Origin of the sequence: Draconibacterium sp. IB214405 (genome assembly GCF_033963885.1) — a bacterium.
Classification (GTDB): Bacteria; Bacteroidota; Bacteroidia; order Bacteroidales; family Prolixibacteraceae; genus Draconibacterium.
Window position 1 is genome coordinate 1,564,252 of sequence record NZ_JAXBMA010000001.1, and the last position, 17,386, is coordinate 1,581,637.

At 39.9% G+C, this 17,386-nt stretch carries 10 protein-coding genes and 1 tRNA gene; 6 read left to right on the forward strand and 5 right to left on the reverse strand.

Going from position 1 to position 17,386, the window contains the following annotated elements; genetic code table 11:
• Nucleotides 1-247: 247 nt before the first annotated feature.
• The 5 genes from sov to SLH46_RS06190 all read right to left on the reverse strand — a co-directional run bounded on the left by sov (nucleotide 248) and on the right by SLH46_RS06190 (nucleotide 11,711).
• Nucleotides 248-7,717, reverse strand: coding sequence for a T9SS outer membrane translocon Sov/SprA (gene sov, locus SLH46_RS06170; RefSeq protein WP_320280285.1), 7,470 nt, complete (start codon nucleotides 7,715-7,717; stop codon nucleotides 248-250).
• An 83-nt stretch (nucleotides 7,718-7,800) separates the two neighbouring features.
• On the reverse strand, nucleotides 7,801-8,382 hold the full coding sequence (gene ruvA / locus SLH46_RS06175; RefSeq protein WP_320280286.1) for a Holliday junction branch migration protein RuvA: 582 nt from the start codon (nucleotides 8,380-8,382) through the stop codon (nucleotides 7,801-7,803).
• Between the two features lie 15 nt (nucleotides 8,383-8,397).
• Complete coding sequence (pdxA, locus tag SLH46_RS06180) at nucleotides 8,398-9,504, reverse strand: 4-hydroxythreonine-4-phosphate dehydrogenase PdxA (protein ID WP_320280287.1); 1,107 nt, start codon at nucleotides 9,502-9,504, stop codon at nucleotides 8,398-8,400.
• Nucleotides 9,505-9,626: 122 nt separating this feature from the next.
• Entirely contained in the window at nucleotides 9,627-11,051 is a 1,425-nt protein-coding gene (locus SLH46_RS06185; RefSeq protein ID WP_320280288.1) for a leucyl aminopeptidase family protein, read from the reverse strand.
• Nucleotides 11,052-11,234: 183 nt separating this feature from the next.
• Nucleotides 11,235-11,711 carry a superoxide dismutase [Ni] gene (locus tag SLH46_RS06190; protein ID WP_320280289.1) on the reverse strand — a complete coding sequence of 159 codons (477 nt, stop codon included), beginning with the start codon at nucleotides 11,709-11,711 and terminating at the stop codon, nucleotides 11,235-11,237.
• Nucleotides 11,712-11,924: 213 nt separating this feature from the next.
• Between SLH46_RS06190 and SLH46_RS06195 the strand changes: the two genes are divergently transcribed.
• The 6 genes from SLH46_RS06195 (at nucleotide 11,925) to SLH46_RS06220 (ending at nucleotide 17,317) form a co-directional block, all read left to right on the forward strand.
• Nucleotides 11,925-11,998, forward strand: a tRNA-Asn gene (locus SLH46_RS06195).
• 260 nt (nucleotides 11,999-12,258) lie between these two features.
• Entirely contained in the window at nucleotides 12,259-13,470 is a 1,212-nt protein-coding gene (locus SLH46_RS06200; protein ID WP_320280290.1) for a site-specific integrase, read from the forward strand.
• 20 nt (nucleotides 13,471-13,490) lie between these two features.
• A complete protein-coding gene (locus SLH46_RS06205; RefSeq protein WP_320280291.1) occupies nucleotides 13,491-14,336 on the forward strand; it encodes a hypothetical protein in 846 nt (281 codons plus the stop codon).
• Nucleotides 14,337-14,614: 278 nt separating this feature from the next.
• Nucleotides 14,615-14,887 (forward strand): helix-turn-helix domain-containing protein, encoded by a 273-nt coding sequence (locus SLH46_RS06210; RefSeq protein WP_320280292.1) that lies wholly within the window; start codon nucleotides 14,615-14,617, stop codon nucleotides 14,885-14,887.
• Nucleotides 14,881-15,186, forward strand: coding sequence for a hypothetical protein (locus SLH46_RS06215; protein WP_320280293.1), 306 nt, complete (start codon nucleotides 14,881-14,883; stop codon nucleotides 15,184-15,186). Before SLH46_RS06210 ends, SLH46_RS06215 begins: the two co-directional genes overlap by 7 nt.
• Complete coding sequence (locus SLH46_RS06220; RefSeq protein ID WP_320280294.1) at nucleotides 15,164-17,317, forward strand: DUF3987 domain-containing protein; 2,154 nt, start codon at nucleotides 15,164-15,166, stop codon at nucleotides 17,315-17,317. The genes SLH46_RS06215 and SLH46_RS06220 overlap by 23 nt, the downstream gene beginning before the upstream one ends.
• The last annotated feature ends 69 nt before the right edge of the window (nucleotides 17,318-17,386 follow it).

Below are 17,386 nucleotides of genomic sequence, written 5' to 3' on the forward strand. Positions count from 1 at the left end.
ATTATTGTTCTATTAAACAAAAAAACCTGCTTTTGTTAGAAGCAGGCCTGTCATATCTTTAAAAATAGCAATATGGCTCTTAACTCCTAACTTACGTAAGAAGACCCCACCACGGAAGCCATATTGTATTTATTTTTTGCATTTTTTTAATTAATTCCTCTGCAAGAAAAACGTTTTTTTTGAAAAATCAAAATATTGTCGATATAAGCTTTAAAAACTGTTTCTCAAAATAAAGTTGGTTTAACAATTAGTTGGCCAATGTAAAACGGAAACTCACACCAAAATTTGCATTTGTTGTACGATACGAAAGCGAGGTGAACGGATCGTTGATAATACGATCGTAATAAACACGCATTTCAAACTTATCACTTAAGCGGTAGTCGGCATAAGTTTTTAACGTAAAGTTACCTTGTCCTGCAGTAATCTGGTCGTTTGCTTCGTCAAGCTGGCGCAACAACGTTTTTGTTTTTCGGTACGAAATATCAGCACGCACATTTAAATCGTTAGAATAAGCTTGTTGCGAATTCTTCGTTTTAATGATCAAATCCATTCGCGTAAAACGGTAGCCCACACCTAAAATGTATTCATTACTCAAAATTTCAGTAAGCTGGTTGTTTGATAACGACATGTTCAGGTTACGTGTACGTTTAATCTCACCGCGTGTAGTCAGGTCGCTCAACCACATGATGTCAATATTGATCAACGGGTTGAAAGCTTCAACAATACTAACGGTATTAAAGTCGTAAGCCGGAACAAAGTTATCAGCCAGGTCGCGAACCATGGTGTAACCATCTTCTGCATCGATAAAGTTGAGGTTGGTAGAATACGATCCAACGTTGTAAGTTGAACGGTAGGTATGTTGGAAATTCAGCGAACGCATTACCTTGTTCAGTCCCGGAATACGCGAAACCATACCTTCGTATCGAATACTCCAGTTCGGACGGATGTATTTTAACGACGGGAACATGCTCAATGAAACGCTTTCCGGATCTTTATTCTGATAAGCTGCCAGGAATGCCGGAACAAGAACTTCCACAGAATTTGGTCCGTAACCGAAAGGGTAGTCCGGATAATTGGGGTGTGGTGTGCCAGGAACATAGCCCGCGCTTGTACCACGTTGATCCGCCAAACGATGTGCGATAGTTTTCCTGTATTCTTTCATGTTCTCAAAAGCATCTGAACTGCTTACGTCTTCTTTTCCTATTTTAAAGAAGGCGGTTCCCAATGTTAGAGTCGTCATGCTGAAATTACCACTCTCGGAGTAGCTGTTTGCCACAAAATCACCGGCACTATAGTCGTAATTATAAAACTCGGTGATGTTCTTTGATATCGAGCGGTTTGCCGTTAAATCAATTCGCAAGTCGGGGAGAGGTTCCCACAATGCGCGCAAATTAATTCGTTCGTTTTCCATAATCTGGAACGGCTGATTTAAAGTTGAATCGATGGTGAGCCAGCCGTTTTCTGCGGCTTTAACAGCAAAATTGCGGTCTTGCCATCCAAACATAAATGGTAGTCCCGGAGCTAATTTTGGATCCATGGTAGGAGTTCCCCATTCCGAATCGCCACTAAATGTGCTGGCTCCAAACAATGTTGGTTCAGGAAGGAAACCCGGAAGAACGGTACCTCCGCTTTTGTTGTAGGTTGCCGAGAATGTACGTACCCCAATAACCATTCGTGTTGTTAAATCCAGAACATCTTTTATAAATGGCTGGTCGCCACGTTTACCTGAAACAGTAAGCATGGCCTGTTGTGCATCAACAGTTGGAATGAACTCGATGGTATTGGCATCAACAATTGTTGTTCGTCCCGGAATAACCTTGCCATCGACACCGGTTACCAGAACTTTTACCTTTTTAGTATTTAATTTGTGCGCAATTTGCTGGCCCTGATCGGCCGTTAAGCGCATGCTGCTTGTATATGTTTCTTCCTCTTTCTTTTGAAGCGGTTCGGCTTGTTGATTTGTATTTCCCCTGGTACTTCGTTGGTTCAAACTTCCCCGGCCTCGACCTGTTCGCCTGAATTTCTGATTCACCTCTTTAAAATAGGGCACCTTGTTAAATAAGGTCTGAAAATTGGCATTACCCTGAAGTGTCAGGTTGCGTGTGTTGGTAATAACGTTACCAATATTAATATCATCCTCGGTAAGCGAACCGGCAGCCCATTCATAAGTTCCCGAATAACGAACAGATCCGCTCATAAAGTTCAGCGCTTTTATACTGCGAATAGGAACCTGGTAAGTAGCATTAAAACTATGGTTGTAAACGGTAGGTCGTCCTAAATTCCATAAGTTGGTAAGGATCGAATCGCGTTTCCATTCGTAATCATCATCGTTTTTATTGATCCGGCCATCGGGCTCATCAATTCGTGAAGTACCGCGTGACGAGAAATCAAATTTCAGCGAGCGTGTAACATCATAGCGGATATCGAGGTAACGGTTCCACAAGAAATCCTTATCGTAAGTTGCCGGAAGAATCAGGTTCGGATTGGTAATATTTCTCGATTGGCGTTCGTGATACTTGCGATACAAATCGGTACGATACGAGATTTGTGTTGGCAGCGGATAGAAATTAAAATCACCAATTAATTTTAACGGACCTTTTTGCAGAAACTGAACCTTGCTGAAAGGCTGGATCAGTTTTGGGCGGTTGCTGTAGTTGTACGAGAACATAAAACGGTGTGTTTTATTCACATTGTATTCCGTTGTAATGTTTCGTTTTGATGTTTCGTTATATGAATAGGTAACAGCAAAGTTCTCCGGATCCCACAAATGTGTTTTTTCTTTCTGACGTTGCGGTTCAACTTTTACGTTGGTGAAGTTGATACTTTTTCGCTCAACAACATCCTGCGATATGTGTTTTATTGAGTCTTTCTCGGCACTGGTTTGAGCATGAGCCAACGATTCTTTTAATTCAATGTCCGGATTTAACGGATCGTATTTTGGTGTTGCTGTACTGTTCGAATAACCATAATACATTGGAATTCGAACACCTGCTTTTTCGGGGAAGAAACGACCCCAGTCAACTGAAGCTGACACGTCAAGTTCATCCAGGTCGTCCATCGACCGGCTGTTAATGTTTTCGTCGATGCTTCCAAAACCTGCAGTACGTTTACGTCCGGCTACAACAACACTACCCAAATCGGCTAAACGTGTTGAAACCCTAGCGTTGGCAGCCCAGCCACCTTCATCGTCGAAATCGGTAAGGCGTAATTCGTTGGCCCAGACAATTACCGATTTTGGTCCGGTGTTTACCTGGCCTCTTTTGTTTCGAACTCCCATCATCATTACTTCAACATTGCCAAGGTTTGGACTACCTTTTACTTTTACGCGGTTTTTACCATCGTTCCAGTCGCTATGCGAACCTACGTATATATCCTGAATTGAGAGGGATGAACCTTCGGTGCGCATAACATCGTTTCGTTCCAGTTTCAGGTCGGTAAATAACTCCAGCGGAATGTTTATCCGGTTGGCATCGGGCCAAACCAGGTAACGTTCACTTTCTTGGTTGCCGTCGTAGTTACGGTGAGGAGTCAGACTTAACGGAACTTCGTATTCGTAATAGTTGTAATTGTAATCCGATCCTAAACGGATAAAGAAATACAGTTCATCATCATCCAGCGGGTATTCTTCAATCTCTTCAGCGTGTACTTCCATTTTCAGGGTTTTGTACCTTCTGAAATCCATGTACAACGATTTGTAGGCTGCGCGTGCGTCACCCTGTTCCAGGTTTGTTACTTTCAGTTCAATCGACTGTTCGTTTAACTGGCGCAATTGCGGGTTTGCCGGATCGATTGTTCTTGATACTCCCGGAGGTAAAACATAGTTAACCGGTTCGCGGCTTGAATTTTCTTCAATACTTACAGCAGCAATATCCAGTTCTGCATCGGCTGAAGGCAGGCCACCTTCTTCCAGAATATCACCGGTGTAGCGACGCCAGTCGGCACGTACCAGGTCAAGTGTGGCAAAACGCAGAATTGTTGGATCGGCAAATCCATGCATAAACATACGCATAAAACGAATGGAGTTGAAATTACTGATGTTACCAACAACCTCCTCCGGAGAGTTTACCGGAATTTTAAACTGGTACCAGTCAACTTCGCCAACCTCGCCATTTTTAAGCTCAACACGTGCGCGTCGAACATCTGATATGAAGTTATTTCCAAGTTCCATGTCCTCTTTTCGCAGACTAATTCGGTACTGGTAATAGCGCTCGTATTCATTTAATGTGTTATCGTCATTAATATCTTCAATATCGGGTAAGGTAGTTGCCGACGTTGGGTAGTTCTCGGGCGACATTTCCGAAGTTGGAGAGTTACCTTGAGGACCGTTGTATTTTTTGTAACGCTCTAAAATGTTCAGTTGGTCATCGTCGTAATCAGTTCCACGGAAATAGTGGAAGTTATCTGTCGACGGGTCTTCCAGTGCCTGCAAATAAGCATCGTTATTTACTTTTAGCTCCAGCTCTTTCAGGTATTGTTCGAAATGAGTTTGCTCATCATCATCATTCAAACCATCAAAACCCAAATCCTGGTATCCGCGCGAATCGGTTGAGTTGTCGAAAGCATTCACCAGCGACTGTTGTGTTGAAACGCGTCCCCAAATTGTTGTATCAACATTGGTTAGTTCTGCGGTTGTTGGCAGTCCGTTCTCAAAAGATTTTCTGGAGTCTTTTAATACATCCTCCGAAATTTCTCCGAGGTTGAAATAGAGGTCTCCCCCGGTGTGCTCACCCAGTGTATCGTTTACAAACGGATCCATCATCCAGAATTCGATGTATTCGATATTGGCATTCTCGAAGTCGCTGGTCTGAATTTCGCGCATAATACCACCCCAGCGTGATTCCGGATCATTTAATGAACCGTCTAAATTAACACCAGCCGAATAGTTTGAATTACCTGCATCGTAGTTATATGGTCCACGTTCTGTTGGATAAAATGCTAAGTCGAGTGTGGCAATATTTGTTGGTTCACCGGTAGTAAATTCTCGCTCGGGGAAAATTTCCGGTTCAAATACCTCACGAACAAGGTGATTCGACTGCAATGCTCTGTCATCCTTAATATGATCAGGAGTCAGCGAATTGTTTCTAAGAAACAGCGGGTCGATGTTGTACCATGCCAGTTTTGCACGGTTTACACCATAATCCAGCGAGTTATTGAGATTGGCCTCCGGAAACATGTCGTTTTGATATTGCGGTGTACTGGCCAACATCCACGCCGAGCGCGTACGCATATCAATGGCTGTTTTTGTCGCTTCAAAATCATCAACATAAACCGCCCCGTCAATTGATTTTGAACTACCGGGCACCAACTGGGCGAATTCAGCTTCCACATCGATAGCAGAGGCAGCGTTGGTGCTGTAAAACGGTAAAGCATCAAGTGCTTTGGTCAGAAACGGAGCTTCTGTATTGTAACGGGCATCCAATCCGTACATTAAGTTCGAAATCGGATCCTGGCCGTAATCTACTTTTTCTGTTAACGGGCGTTCGTTCATCCAAAGCATGGTTGCCCCGATATTAAAATTATCGGAAAAAGCATAGTTGGCATGTGTACCCATTAAGGTTTTGCGTTGCATGGTAAACAGGTCTTCACTCTCGGTCGCCACCGAAATAGGAGTTCCGGCCTCAAGCAAGGCCTGGTTAATAATTTTTACCCTACCGAGTGTATAGTCAACGGTATAATCGACGTTCTCGGTAAGCACCTGGCCACCGGCAGTAACTGTAACCGATCCTTGAGTCAGGTTCAAAGTACCAAGTGCAATGTCTGAACTTGACGATCCTTTGTAACTACCCGTCAGTCTGAATTTATTGTGCTCGGCATCCTGCTCTGCTTTTACCTGGGTAGAATCGTATAAAGTTTGAAATGAATATTTATCGATGGATGATTGATCCATTAACGAATCGGAAATATGGCTGCCAAATGGTTCCACCACCGGAAAGATAATACGACCGGTATTTGAGTTTACAGTAATACCTTCAACATAATCGAACACACCGTCTTTGGTCGGGTCGAGTTGCGAGTTAAGCATGTCTAAACGCATTACCTCAAGCAGGATGTGACCTTCGATACGTGAATCGGGAAGGTAGTTGATGTATGTTCCGGTTGAATCGTTTTGGTAGACAACATTCAGCTCAAAATCGTCGCTTGTAAGCTGGTAGGCATTCAGGTTATAAATGTTTTTCATCATCAGGTTCCACGTTGGTTTACCCGGCGATAAGTTGGTGCCTTTCAATAGTTTCATGAAAAGCGTTTTTGGCGCATCGATACCATCGGTAGAAAATTCACCAACCTGGAAAGTCTGACCATTGTAGGTAAAATTGAAGGCCACTGCCAGCACCTCGTCAGTGTTTAATGCACTGTTCAGCGAGATATACCCCAATTGTTTATTAATCGTGAACTCTGAATCGCTCAGTTTTCGTGCCTGTTCAATTTTCTCAAAATCGGTACCGCCGATAAAATCCTGTCCGAATTGCGACATCACACTTGTAATGTTTTCAACCTGACGAACAGCACTGTACGTAGTGCTCATTTCGGTATACAGGCCGTTGGCACCGTTGTTTGGGAAAACACTTTGCGGATAAGGCAATCCCACTGTTTGTTGAAATTGAGGAACATTGTTGTATATGTTCGGATCGTGCTCTGCCAAATCCTGAAAGGCCAGAATGTTTCTTGAATCGTCGAAATCATTTGATTTATTGGTTACCCAAATTTCCACCTTGTTAATGGTGATGGGCGAACGCGGTACAGCAGTACTTTTTAGCCATTCGTTATAATGATCGCGGAAATACTGGGCAAGGAAAAAGTGGCGGTTGGCATCGTAATCAACAGCAGAAATGTCGAAAGTGGCAATCTGTGCGCCTCCTTCGGTTTCAACGGTTTTCGATTCTCCACGGTGCTGCGAGAACAGGGTGGTAACGGTTAACTTTCCAAACTGCATTTCGGCTTTTACACCAAACAGGTTCGATGCTCCTGTAATAAGGGAACCATTTAATGGCAACGACACATTACCGGCTTCAATACGTTTTAAAATTTCATCTTCATCGCCCGTATACTCAAGGTTCATTTTGTTTTCGTAGTCGAAAGTAGCCTCGGTATTGTAGTTTACGCGCATATTCATTTTTGTACCGATCTGGCCATTAACATTCATCTGAATCTTTTCATCGAAATCGAAGGTTGGCACCTTGCGCAAGCGTTCGGGAATCGATGGGTTGTCGGTTTTGTTTACCTGGTAGCCAAAGCTTACCTCAACATAACCTTGTGGTTGAATGTTAATTGTGTTTCCACCAAAAATGCGGTTAAATGCCTCGCTTCCAATGGTTAGTTTTGGTAATAATCCTCCGCGTGCATCGTTTGATTCCTGTTGTGTTCTCGATCGCCAGTAATCGCGAATGGACTTGTCGAAATCGTACTCCATATAATCGTCGAGCGACATACTTTGCGGCAAACGATAATTCAGCGACCCAACTTTTTCGTAAAAGACATACTGCCCGATTACCGGATCGTACTCAATTTCGTATCTGATATTGCTGGGTTTATTCAGGTATAATTTAGCTGAATCCTGATCGGTGTATCCAAATGCGGGTTGATCTTTAAAAGGATAGGGTAGGGTGCCGGTGGTATCCATTTCGGGCAGTTCCTGCGCTTTTCCGTTAAAAGGATTTGCCAGGGCACACAATACAAGAATAATGAAGAATATATTTGGTAAACTTCGGCTCAGTGTCATTTCATTAAAATTACTACTTCAAAAGGCTTTCCTGAAAAAGCAGTTGCTAGTCATTGTTTTTGTTTCTTCAGAAAGGGTACGTTTTACAACCTTTTTAATGCTTGTTTTATCACGCTCTCCACATTTGCTTCAGGCTGCTCCTGAAGTATCTTCGATACTATCTTTTCGGCATCCTTCTTAGCAAAGCCAAGCATGACTAAAGCTGATAACGATTCAATCTGGATAGTATTGTCCGCTACTGATAAAATTTGGCCCGATTCCGGTATTTTTCCGAGTTTATCTTTTAAGTCGATTATTATTCGCTGTGCAGTTTTGGCACCGATACCTTTTACTGCTTTTAAAACGTTTACATTTTCAGTGGTTACAGCTGCTTTCAATTCATCGGTTGTCAGCGAGGAAAGCATCATAATTGCTGTGCTCGCACCAACACCATTTACCGATATCAGACTACGGAATACTTCCCTCTCGCTGGTAGTTGCAAAACCATAAAGTGTGTGCGCATCTTCGCGTACTATCTGATGCAAAAACACCTTCACTTCTTTTTTACCATTCAGAACGCTGTATGAGTTTAACGAAATATGGATGAAATAGCCAATCCCGGCTGCTTCAACAATCACATTTGTCGCGCTGATTTCGGCAATAGTACCTTTGATATATTCGTACATGGTAACCTGTGCTGCTTATAAAGTTTCTTCGTCTTCCGATGCCTCAATATCTACACTCTCATCCACTTGGTTTGGATTGATCTCGTAATTCCTCAACGGATTTTTACTGATCTCCTGATAGATGCTTCGGTTTTTATGAATGTCGATGGCAAGATATAAAGCCTGACGGAACGATTCGGGCGATGCTTTTCCTTCTCCGGCAATAGCATAGGCTGTACCGTGCGCCGGCGAAGTGCGTATTGCAGGCAATCCTGCTGTATAGTTTACTCCACGCTCGAAAGAGGCAAGTTTAAACGGAATTAAACCCTGATCGTGGTACATGGCAATAATGGCATCGAACTTCCGGTAATCTTCCGATCCGAAAAAGCCATCGGCAGGATATGGCCCAAGTGCCATAATACCTTCTTTTTTAGCCTGAATAACTGCAGGAAGAATTATTTCTTTGTCCTCTTTTCCAATCAAACCATTATCGCCGGCGTGTGGATTTAATCCGAAAACAGCAATACGCGGTTTTGTAATGGCAAAATCCTGTTGTAACGATTTGGCAATGATTCGGATCTTCGAAAGGATGGTTTCTTTACTTAAACTTTCCGACACTTTTGAAATTGGAATGTGAGTTGTTACCACACCAATTTTCATGGTTTCGCTAACCATTAACATGGCATAGTCTTTTGTGTCGAATTTTTCTGCCAGAAACTCGGTGTGTCCAGGGAAGTTAAATTCTTCGCTCTGAATGTTGTCCTTGTTGATCGGCGCAGTAATCAGTGCATCGATATATCCTTTTTGAAGATCGCTGGTTGCACGGTCGAGTGCATTAAACGATGAAATTCCTGCTTCGTGGGTTGATTTACCCAATTCAACACGAACATTTTCATCAACACAATTTATAATGTTTGCTTTTCGTGGTAACAGTTCTTTTGTATTACGAATGTGGTTGAAGCTTACGTCATTTATATCGAGTGCTTTGCGGTGGTAGGCTGCCACTTTTGGCGAGCCGTAAACAACCGGAGTACACATTTCGAGAATACGTGGATCTGAGAGCGTTTTAAGTATTACTTCGTAACCAATTCCGTTAATATCGCCATGTGTTATTCCTATTCGTATTGTATCTTGTTTTGCCATTGTATTTTGATTCAGATAATTTGCCCTTTTTTGAGCCCTGCAAAGTTAATTTATTTAATTTAATTGAGCATGTAAATGTTAGAACAGCCCTGCTCATCGACTTCCAAAGTATAAAATTAAAATCAGTTCACCAGCGATTTTAAAAAATCGTAGAGTAAACGTGCTCCAAAACCTGTTCCTCCGGCAGGTCGGTAAGCATCTTTTTCTTTTCTGAAAGCTGTTCCTGCCATGTCAACATGAATCCAGTTGTAATCGGTAAAATGTTCCAGGAATTTACCTGCTATTGTTGTTTGCCCTTCGCGCGTGCCGAGGTTATTCAGATCGGCAATTGGCGATTTTAACGGAGCGGCATATTCCTCCCAAAGCGGAACTTCTATCAGTCTTTCAAAAGTATTGAGTCCCGCTTGTTTTAGCAGCTCCATGTTTTCAGGTGAATTGCCCATAACCACTGCGGCATGCGGCCCCGAAATTATGTCGGCCGAGCCCGTTAAAGTGGCACAATCGATAACCAGTTGTGGCTGGTATTTTTTTGCGTAGCTTAATGCATCGGCAAGAATGAGACGCCCTTCAGCATCGGTATTTTTAATTTCAACAGTGGTGCCATCAAACATTGTAATAATATCGCCGGGAACGTAAGCATTTCCATCGGGGCGGTTGTCGGTTGCCGGAACCAAACCAACAATGTGTAAAGGAAGTTTATTCAGCGCGGCGGCATAAACAGCAGCAACAACTCCGGCTGCACCGCCCATATCCGACTTCATGTAATCCATCGAGTTTGGCGTTGGTTTAAGGCTCAGTCCACCGGTGTCGTATACAACACCTTTTCCTACCAAAACAATCGCTTGTTTGTTTTTTGCGTTTTCAGGTTTCCACTCCAGAATGTTAAAAGTTGGCGGATCGATACTGCCTTTGTTAACGGCAAGCAGCCCGCCCATTTTTAGGGCTTCAATCTTTTTCTTGTTAAACACTTCGAGCGAAAAACCGGCTTCGTTACCCAGTTTCTCAATTTCCACAGAAAATTGCCCGGCCGTAAGGTAGGAGAGTGGTTCGTTAACCAGATCGCGCGCAGCAAAAGTTGCTTTTGTTGTATTTACGATCTCGTTGATCTTTTCTTGAGAAATTTGCTTGTCAACGAGGATAAGGTTTTCAAGAAGGTAGGTTTCCTTCTCTTTTTTGTATTTGTCGAACGAGTAGGTGCTTAGAAGTAATCCTTCTAAAAATGCAGCAAGCAGATCTACATTGCAAAAATTGGTCAATTGAAGCGTAGTTTCTCCACTTGCTTTTACTACATCGTAAAGTTTTGTGCCTGCAACTCTTGCTGATTCAATTTGCTGGTAAGGCAACACGTCGGTCTTTATTTTTCCTAAAAAGAAAAATTGCGGATAGCGGTTTATGGAACAATCACCTTCCTTTTCCAGCTTTTTACTCAAATAGTTCTTTTCCGAATCAGAAAGTTTTATTGATCTTATTTCATCGATAGAAGTACATATTCCTGCCAACGAAATGTTGTCGTCTATTTTTGTAGTGACCGATATTTTTGGGATCATAATTCTAAATTTTAGGCTAAAATACGGATTATAAGCAGACTGTTTGAAGTGGTTAAATACAAAGAACTCACAAAACTCTGTTAATTTTTTAGGGGACATGTTTTAGTAAGCCCGCTTTGTTTGTCTTGTAAAAAACAAAAAAGGACCCTGGTAAGGTCCTTTTTTATTTTGACGTTGTATTTATTAATGATCGTCTCCAAAATAGGCATGCTCGAAAAGATGAAGTTTTTCGCGCAAGGTATCAATAATACTTAAATCGGTACTTTGTTTGCTCTTCATCGCAAATACCGAAAGGTGGTGCAAAAGCTCCAGTTGTTTAACGTATTTTCTGTAAGCAGCTTCGTCGGCCGAAGAAGTTATTTTAACACGTTGGTGTAAAAAGTACTGGCTTACAATTTCCTGCATTTCTTTGGCGTGCTCTTCTTTGTTCATAACCCATCGTACCAATTGATTATAATCGGGATTTTCAGATTTTGATAATTCGTTAATCTGATTCATCGATTTTTCAATGGTTTCGATGTGTTCGTATAACAGGGCAATGCGAACTGAGTCGCCGTAGATACCGCAAGGAATCTCGCAATGGGCTTTTGCCTGAAAATTTGATAGTGTAATTATGCCAATTATAAAGGCAACCGAAAAAAGTTGTGTAATTTTTTTCATCTCTCTTTTTTATTGATTTTAAAGATTTGTTTTTAATAACTGACTGTATAACAAGAAAAGAAGAATATGGTTTGAATTTTCTGAATTATTTCATTCGATGGGGAATCGGTTTTTTAAATGATTTTTTTTGAAAAAAAGTTTTGACTTTTAAGAAAAGCTATTACTTTTGCATCGCTTTTGAAAAGCAAACGTTCTACAGAACAAAAACAATATTCCCTAGTAGCTCAGTTGGTTAGAGCGGCGGACTGTTAATCCGTAGGTCGTAGGTTCAAGTCCTACCTGGGGAGCTTTTTAGAAACTATATTTATCATTAACGCTTGGAATCATTGATTTCAGGCGTTTTTTTGTTGTACCCACCATTTAAAATAGCATAAAAACCTTAAAAAAAGGGGATTTAATCGAGACCTAATCCAAAATTCTCAAAAATGGTCTCTATGATTCCTGTAACTGCCTGATTGCTTTGCAGTTGTTTGCAATGTTTTGCACTTCTAAAACGACTCTTCTCATAGTATTTTTGTAATAATGGCAAAAGCCGAAATAAAAAACTATGATTAAAAATTTTACAGTTGGATTTCAACTAAAGAGAAACAAAAAGAGAAGAGATGGTAAGGCTCCAATTTATCTAAGAGTTACCGTGAATGGTAAGCGGATTGAAGTTGCCACTCGAAGGGCGGTTAATGTTGATAATTGGGATAATAGTCAGCAACGGATTAGAGGTAGAAGCGAAAACGCAAGAGTTCTAAATAGTTATTTGTCCGGGTTGGAAACGGATGTACTTCGTTATTATAATAAGCTATTAGAAAAAGACGATCAGGTAACGGTTGGAGATTTTAAACATAAATTTTTAGGTGATGATATTGATGAAAAATTATTACTGCAGGTTTTTAAGGAAAATACTCAGTTAGTAAAACTTGAGCAAGGGAGTAGATATGCGAAGTCTACTGTTATGCAGTATGAGACAACTTTTGAAAGGTTGAAGAAGTTTGTTTTGTCAGAATATGGCATTTCTGATATTGAATTGTCAAAACTTGATGTGAATTTTATTCGCCGCTTCGATATATTTTTAAGAGCTGAGTTTAAAATAGGGCATAATACTACGATGAAGTATTTGAAGCAATTGAAAAAAGTGATCCATTTTGCAATGGAGCTTGGTTACATTCATAAGGATCCATTTGCGTCCTATAAAACTAATTATACTGAAGTGAATCGGGGCTTTCTAACTGCCGAAGAACTTAAATGTATCAAAGAAAAGCGGTTTAGAATTAGGCGACTTGATCTAGTGCGTGATATCTTTGTTTTTGTTTGCTACACAGGACTGTCTTATTCTGATTTGAAACAATTAAAACCAAAGGATATTTCAAAAGGTATTGATGGGAAAAACTGGATTATATATGAGAGAGAAAAGACAGGTGTTAGGGCTAGTATTCCAATATTGCCACCTGCACAGGCTGTCATTGATAAGTACAAAAATGATACGGAGTGTATAGCATTAAATATGCTGTTGCCGGTAAAAAGTAACCAGAAATTAAATACTTATTTAGAAGAAATAGCTGAGCTTTGTGAAATTGATAAACATATTACTATGCATTTGGGACGACACACTTTTGCCACAACTGTAACATTAACCAATGGTGTTCCTATTGAAACAGTACAAAAGATGTTGGGCCACAAAAATCTCAGTACCACGCAAATTTACTCTAAAGTAGTTGATATAAAAATTTCTGAAGATATGAAGTTAGTTGAACAAAAGATTTCCTAATTTTAGGCAAATATGCCTACATGGAACAAGTTAGTTTTAAGAAACTTTACGCATACTTTAATAAGCCTGTTGCTATTGATATTGATACTGAAACTAGAGAGGTAAGTATAAGTGGAATACCTATTCAGGATTACAGAGCCCACTCGTTTTCTTTAATGTCGGACTTTAACTCTGAGTGTAACGAGTTCATTGAACGAAATAAAAAAAGATCAGATTATTACCTCTTGTCATATTTAGAGGACATTAAAAATAAATTTCTGATTTGCTTCAATCTGGAATATGAGCGTGAATTCGATAAAAAACTGGCTGCACACGAGATTGCTGCGATAAATGGAAATCAGAAGAAAGGATGGTTACCTTTTTATATTATAAAAGCGCAGTTGTATGTTTCCACCTTTGAAATGTTGGACAAGCAAATTATACGTTTTAAAGAGAGACCTGTAAAATCAAAGTCTCAAAGAAAAAGATCAATTGATAACGACTTTAGGCTTAAGCTAAGCAGGGAGTCCCTAAAAGAATATTGCAGTATATTGATTGAAGACGGTTTTCTATCTAAAGAAACTAGTGAAAACACTTTTATAGAAGCTTTCTCTGGACGACATATGTCTGGGAATCTGATTTGGCAAGGAGACCAACATAGTTTAAAACTATTTATTAATAATCTGATCGACAAGGATTGTTTTGCAACTAAAATTCATGATGGGAAATGGGAAATCGTGGCAAATATTTTTAAACCTCACAATAAGGATTTTTACACCAAACAAGGATTTTTGAAATCTAGTGCAACAAGAGGTAAGGACTACTCCTCAATAACATCAATAGTAGACCAAATTGCTAAAGATATCGAAGATGATGTTGTAGATTAGCTTACCCGACTTGAGTAATCTTCAGTTGTAATTTCTCAAAAAAGGAACATTTCTACTCGGAGTATGAATCTATACTCGGACTTTAAAATAAGTCCGAGTCCGAGCTGTATTATCTTTGTAAAACAATGCCCGCCCAGATGTCTAATTCCCAAAAGGCATCAACAAGAACACCTATGTGGCTTAGTACAGTATGGAACACATTTCTTGCGTATCCAGACTGACTACTTTGACGATTGTAAAAGCAAAGTATGTGGCATAGCATAAAAATTTTATTAAAGATGATACTGATAAGTATTAGCCCAGAAGAATTCTTTGGGAAAATGGAACAAATGCTAAAAGAGCATCAGTCGGGGAGAATTGTTGAGACTCCTCAATGGTTACGTTCCGCCGATGTGAGAGATCTACTCAACATCGCAGATTCAACATTACAAACACTTCGGATTAATGGGACCGTCCCTGCCTATAAACTGGGAAGTATTTGGTTCTATAAGTTGGAAGAAATTAACGCAATTATTGAAGAAGGTAAAATTAAAGGAGGTAAGACATGTTAAATCATGATTGGTATTTTGAGATTTCTGAATTTAGAAAAGAAATAAAGGCGCTAAAAGAGAGTGTTGATATAGTAAAATCTATTGTTAAACCAGAGGAGGAGTTATGGGACAATTTCGATATGGAAAGAAACTGGGGCGTTTCACCCCGACTGCTTTCTGATTGGCGAAAGAATGGTCTAATTGCTTACGTTCAGATTGGGAATAAGATTTGGTATCCCCGTGAAGCAAGGGAACTGATTTTATTGAAGCATTACAAAAAACCTAAAAATGGAGGACATGCAGAAAATGAAAGTAACTAGATATGGATATTTTGGAGACGTGGGGAATGAAGTTGATTTGGAGGATATACTTAAAGCCATTAAAAACGGCCAATTCAAAGAAGAAATAGAGCATTTACGTTCTATTAAAGACAAAGAAGAATACGGGGAGTTGAAGAAACAGCTCCCCCACTTTACTCCATCGGGAACCTTTGATGGTAGAAGAAAAGAAAATAGTTTATCATCGTATAATTCAGTCATTATTCTTGATATTGACAAGCTGGAAGGTGATGAGCTTTTTGTTCGAGATCGCGCAGGGATGATGGAGAATACCTATGCTGCGTTTCTTAGTCCGGGAGGACAAGGAGTAAAAATTCTTGTGAAGGTTGATACTGATTCAGAATCTCATAGGTATGCATTTGACCAAGTTGCTTCTTTGTACGAAGAGGCATTAGGTATTGAAGTGGATCAATCAGGAAAAGACATTTCAAGGGCATGTTTTGTTTCCTATGATCCAAAACTGTATATAAATGAAAATGCTCTTGAGTTCCAGGTGTCGATTTCTGAACCACCCGTATTCATGGACAACTCCTTATCAGCGGAAATGGACGATTTTAGGTATATTGTTGATTTTACCGATAAGATTATTACATATGTTGCTGGAGACCGTAATAATTACATATATCAGCTAGCTAATAATTTTAATCGTGCTGGGAAATCAAAGCACGATGCAGAATCTTTCATTAGAAGTAACTATCCTCAATTAGACAGGGAAATTAGGCCAACGATTAGTAGTGCATACAAAAATACCGATGAGCATGGGAAATTCTCTACTTCGTATATGCAAACTGCAAGTTCTGCAAGTTTAGCACCGACTGCAAGGAAAAGAGATGTGAACACCCCAACTATTCCGGATGAGATACGAAAAAACTTGCCTGATCTTCTACAAAAGGGAGTGGCTGCGTTTGTTTTGGATAGAGAAAAAGATATTTTTTTAACCAGTGCATTTACTGTGTTAAGCGGTTGTTTTTCAAAAATAAATGGTATATACGATGGAAGAGATGTTTTCGCAAATCTTAATTGTTTTATTATAGCAGGACCTGGAAATGGAAAATCTGCATCCATTAACTCTCGTGATTTGGCCGCAGAAATACATTCTGAAATTACTGCTAAGTTTGAATTGAATAAAAGTTTGCATGACGATACAAATCAGGTTAAACATCAAAGATCACTATTCGTCGCAGCAGATTCTAGTGCGGCAGCCGTGAAAAGAAATTTGAATTTGAATTCCGGTCGAGGAATTATATGTGAGACGGAAGCTGACACATTGGGTGCTACTTTGGGGCAGGAATGGGGTGAATATTCTGATATCATTAGAAAAGCTTTTCATCATGAGCCCATCTCGTATAGTAGGATGGGGGAAAAAGGAGATATAAATATCGAAGAAATTGATCTGCCGAGAATATCAATGTGTTTAACCGGTACTCCAAATCAAGCTTCAGGACTGATTAAAAGTACTGAGGATGGGCTTTTTAGCAGGATTTTATTCTATACATTCAGGAATGAAGAAGCACCATTCTTTAAAAATGTTTTTAGGAAAGAGGGAGTTGTAAGTTATACCGCCTATTTCAAAAAACTGGCAACCGTAGTCTACAATAATTACAAACGTTTTGAATCTATGGAACAGATTACCTTTTCGCTAAGCGAAATGCAGGGGGAAACTTTTGTGAGACATTTTGATAAGATGGTAAAAAGAATCTGTAATTCATTTGGCAATGAAACCGATTTGAGAAGTGTAGTTAATCGATTAGGGCTAATAACTTTTAGGATTGCAATGGTTCTCACGATTATTCGTAATTTTGATAATGATGATTTGAGTGATACACTAAAATGTTGTGATAAAGATTTCAATTCAAGTATTCAGTTATCCAGTATCTATTTAGAACATTCTTTAGCGGTGTTTCGATCCTTGCCGAAAGCTACGGAAACGAACTCAAGAGCTTTGCTTTTATATGAATTTTTGCCGAAAAAATTTCAGGCAAAAGAGGCTGAAGTAATAGGAGCCATTATCTTGGATTATGGTAAAAGAAGTATTTCTAATTATTTAAAAGAATTAAAGCAGAAAGAACTTCTGAAGCAACCCAAAAAGAATGGTATTTATATTAAGTGTTAATGCAATCATTGCAGTTCTTGCAGTTCTTGCAGTTCTTGCACAAATGAAATAACTCGTCAGAAATGGCGA

What these genes read in the sequence shown, in the direction of transcription:
- pdxA (WP_320280287.1), bottom strand. Translation starts at nt 9,504, where the DNA reads ATGGCAAAACAAGATACAATACGAATAGGAATAACACATGGCGATATT.
- SLH46_RS06215 (WP_320280293.1), top strand. Translation starts at nt 14,881, where the DNA reads ATGTTAAATCATGATTGGTATTTTGAGATTTCTGAATTTAGAAAAGAA.
- SLH46_RS06210 (WP_320280292.1), top strand. Translation starts at nt 14,615, where the DNA reads ATGATACTGATAAGTATTAGCCCAGAAGAATTCTTTGGGAAAATGGAA.
- SLH46_RS06205 (WP_320280291.1), top strand. Translation starts at nt 13,491, where the DNA reads ATGGAACAAGTTAGTTTTAAGAAACTTTACGCATACTTTAATAAGCCT.
- ruvA (WP_320280286.1), bottom strand. Translation starts at nt 8,382, where the DNA reads ATGTACGAATATATCAAAGGTACTATTGCCGAAATCAGCGCGACAAAT.
- SLH46_RS06185 (WP_320280288.1), bottom strand. Translation starts at nt 11,051, where the DNA reads ATGATCCCAAAAATATCGGTCACTACAAAAATAGACGACAACATTTCG.
- SLH46_RS06200 (WP_320280290.1), top strand. Translation starts at nt 12,259, where the DNA reads ATGATTAAAAATTTTACAGTTGGATTTCAACTAAAGAGAAACAAAAAG.
- SLH46_RS06220 (WP_320280294.1), top strand. Translation starts at nt 15,164, where the DNA reads ATGCAGAAAATGAAAGTAACTAGATATGGATATTTTGGAGACGTGGGG.
- sov (WP_320280285.1), bottom strand. Translation starts at nt 7,717, where the DNA reads ATGACACTGAGCCGAAGTTTACCAAATATATTCTTCATTATTCTTGTA.
- SLH46_RS06190 (WP_320280289.1), bottom strand. Translation starts at nt 11,711, where the DNA reads ATGAAAAAAATTACACAACTTTTTTCGGTTGCCTTTATAATTGGCATA.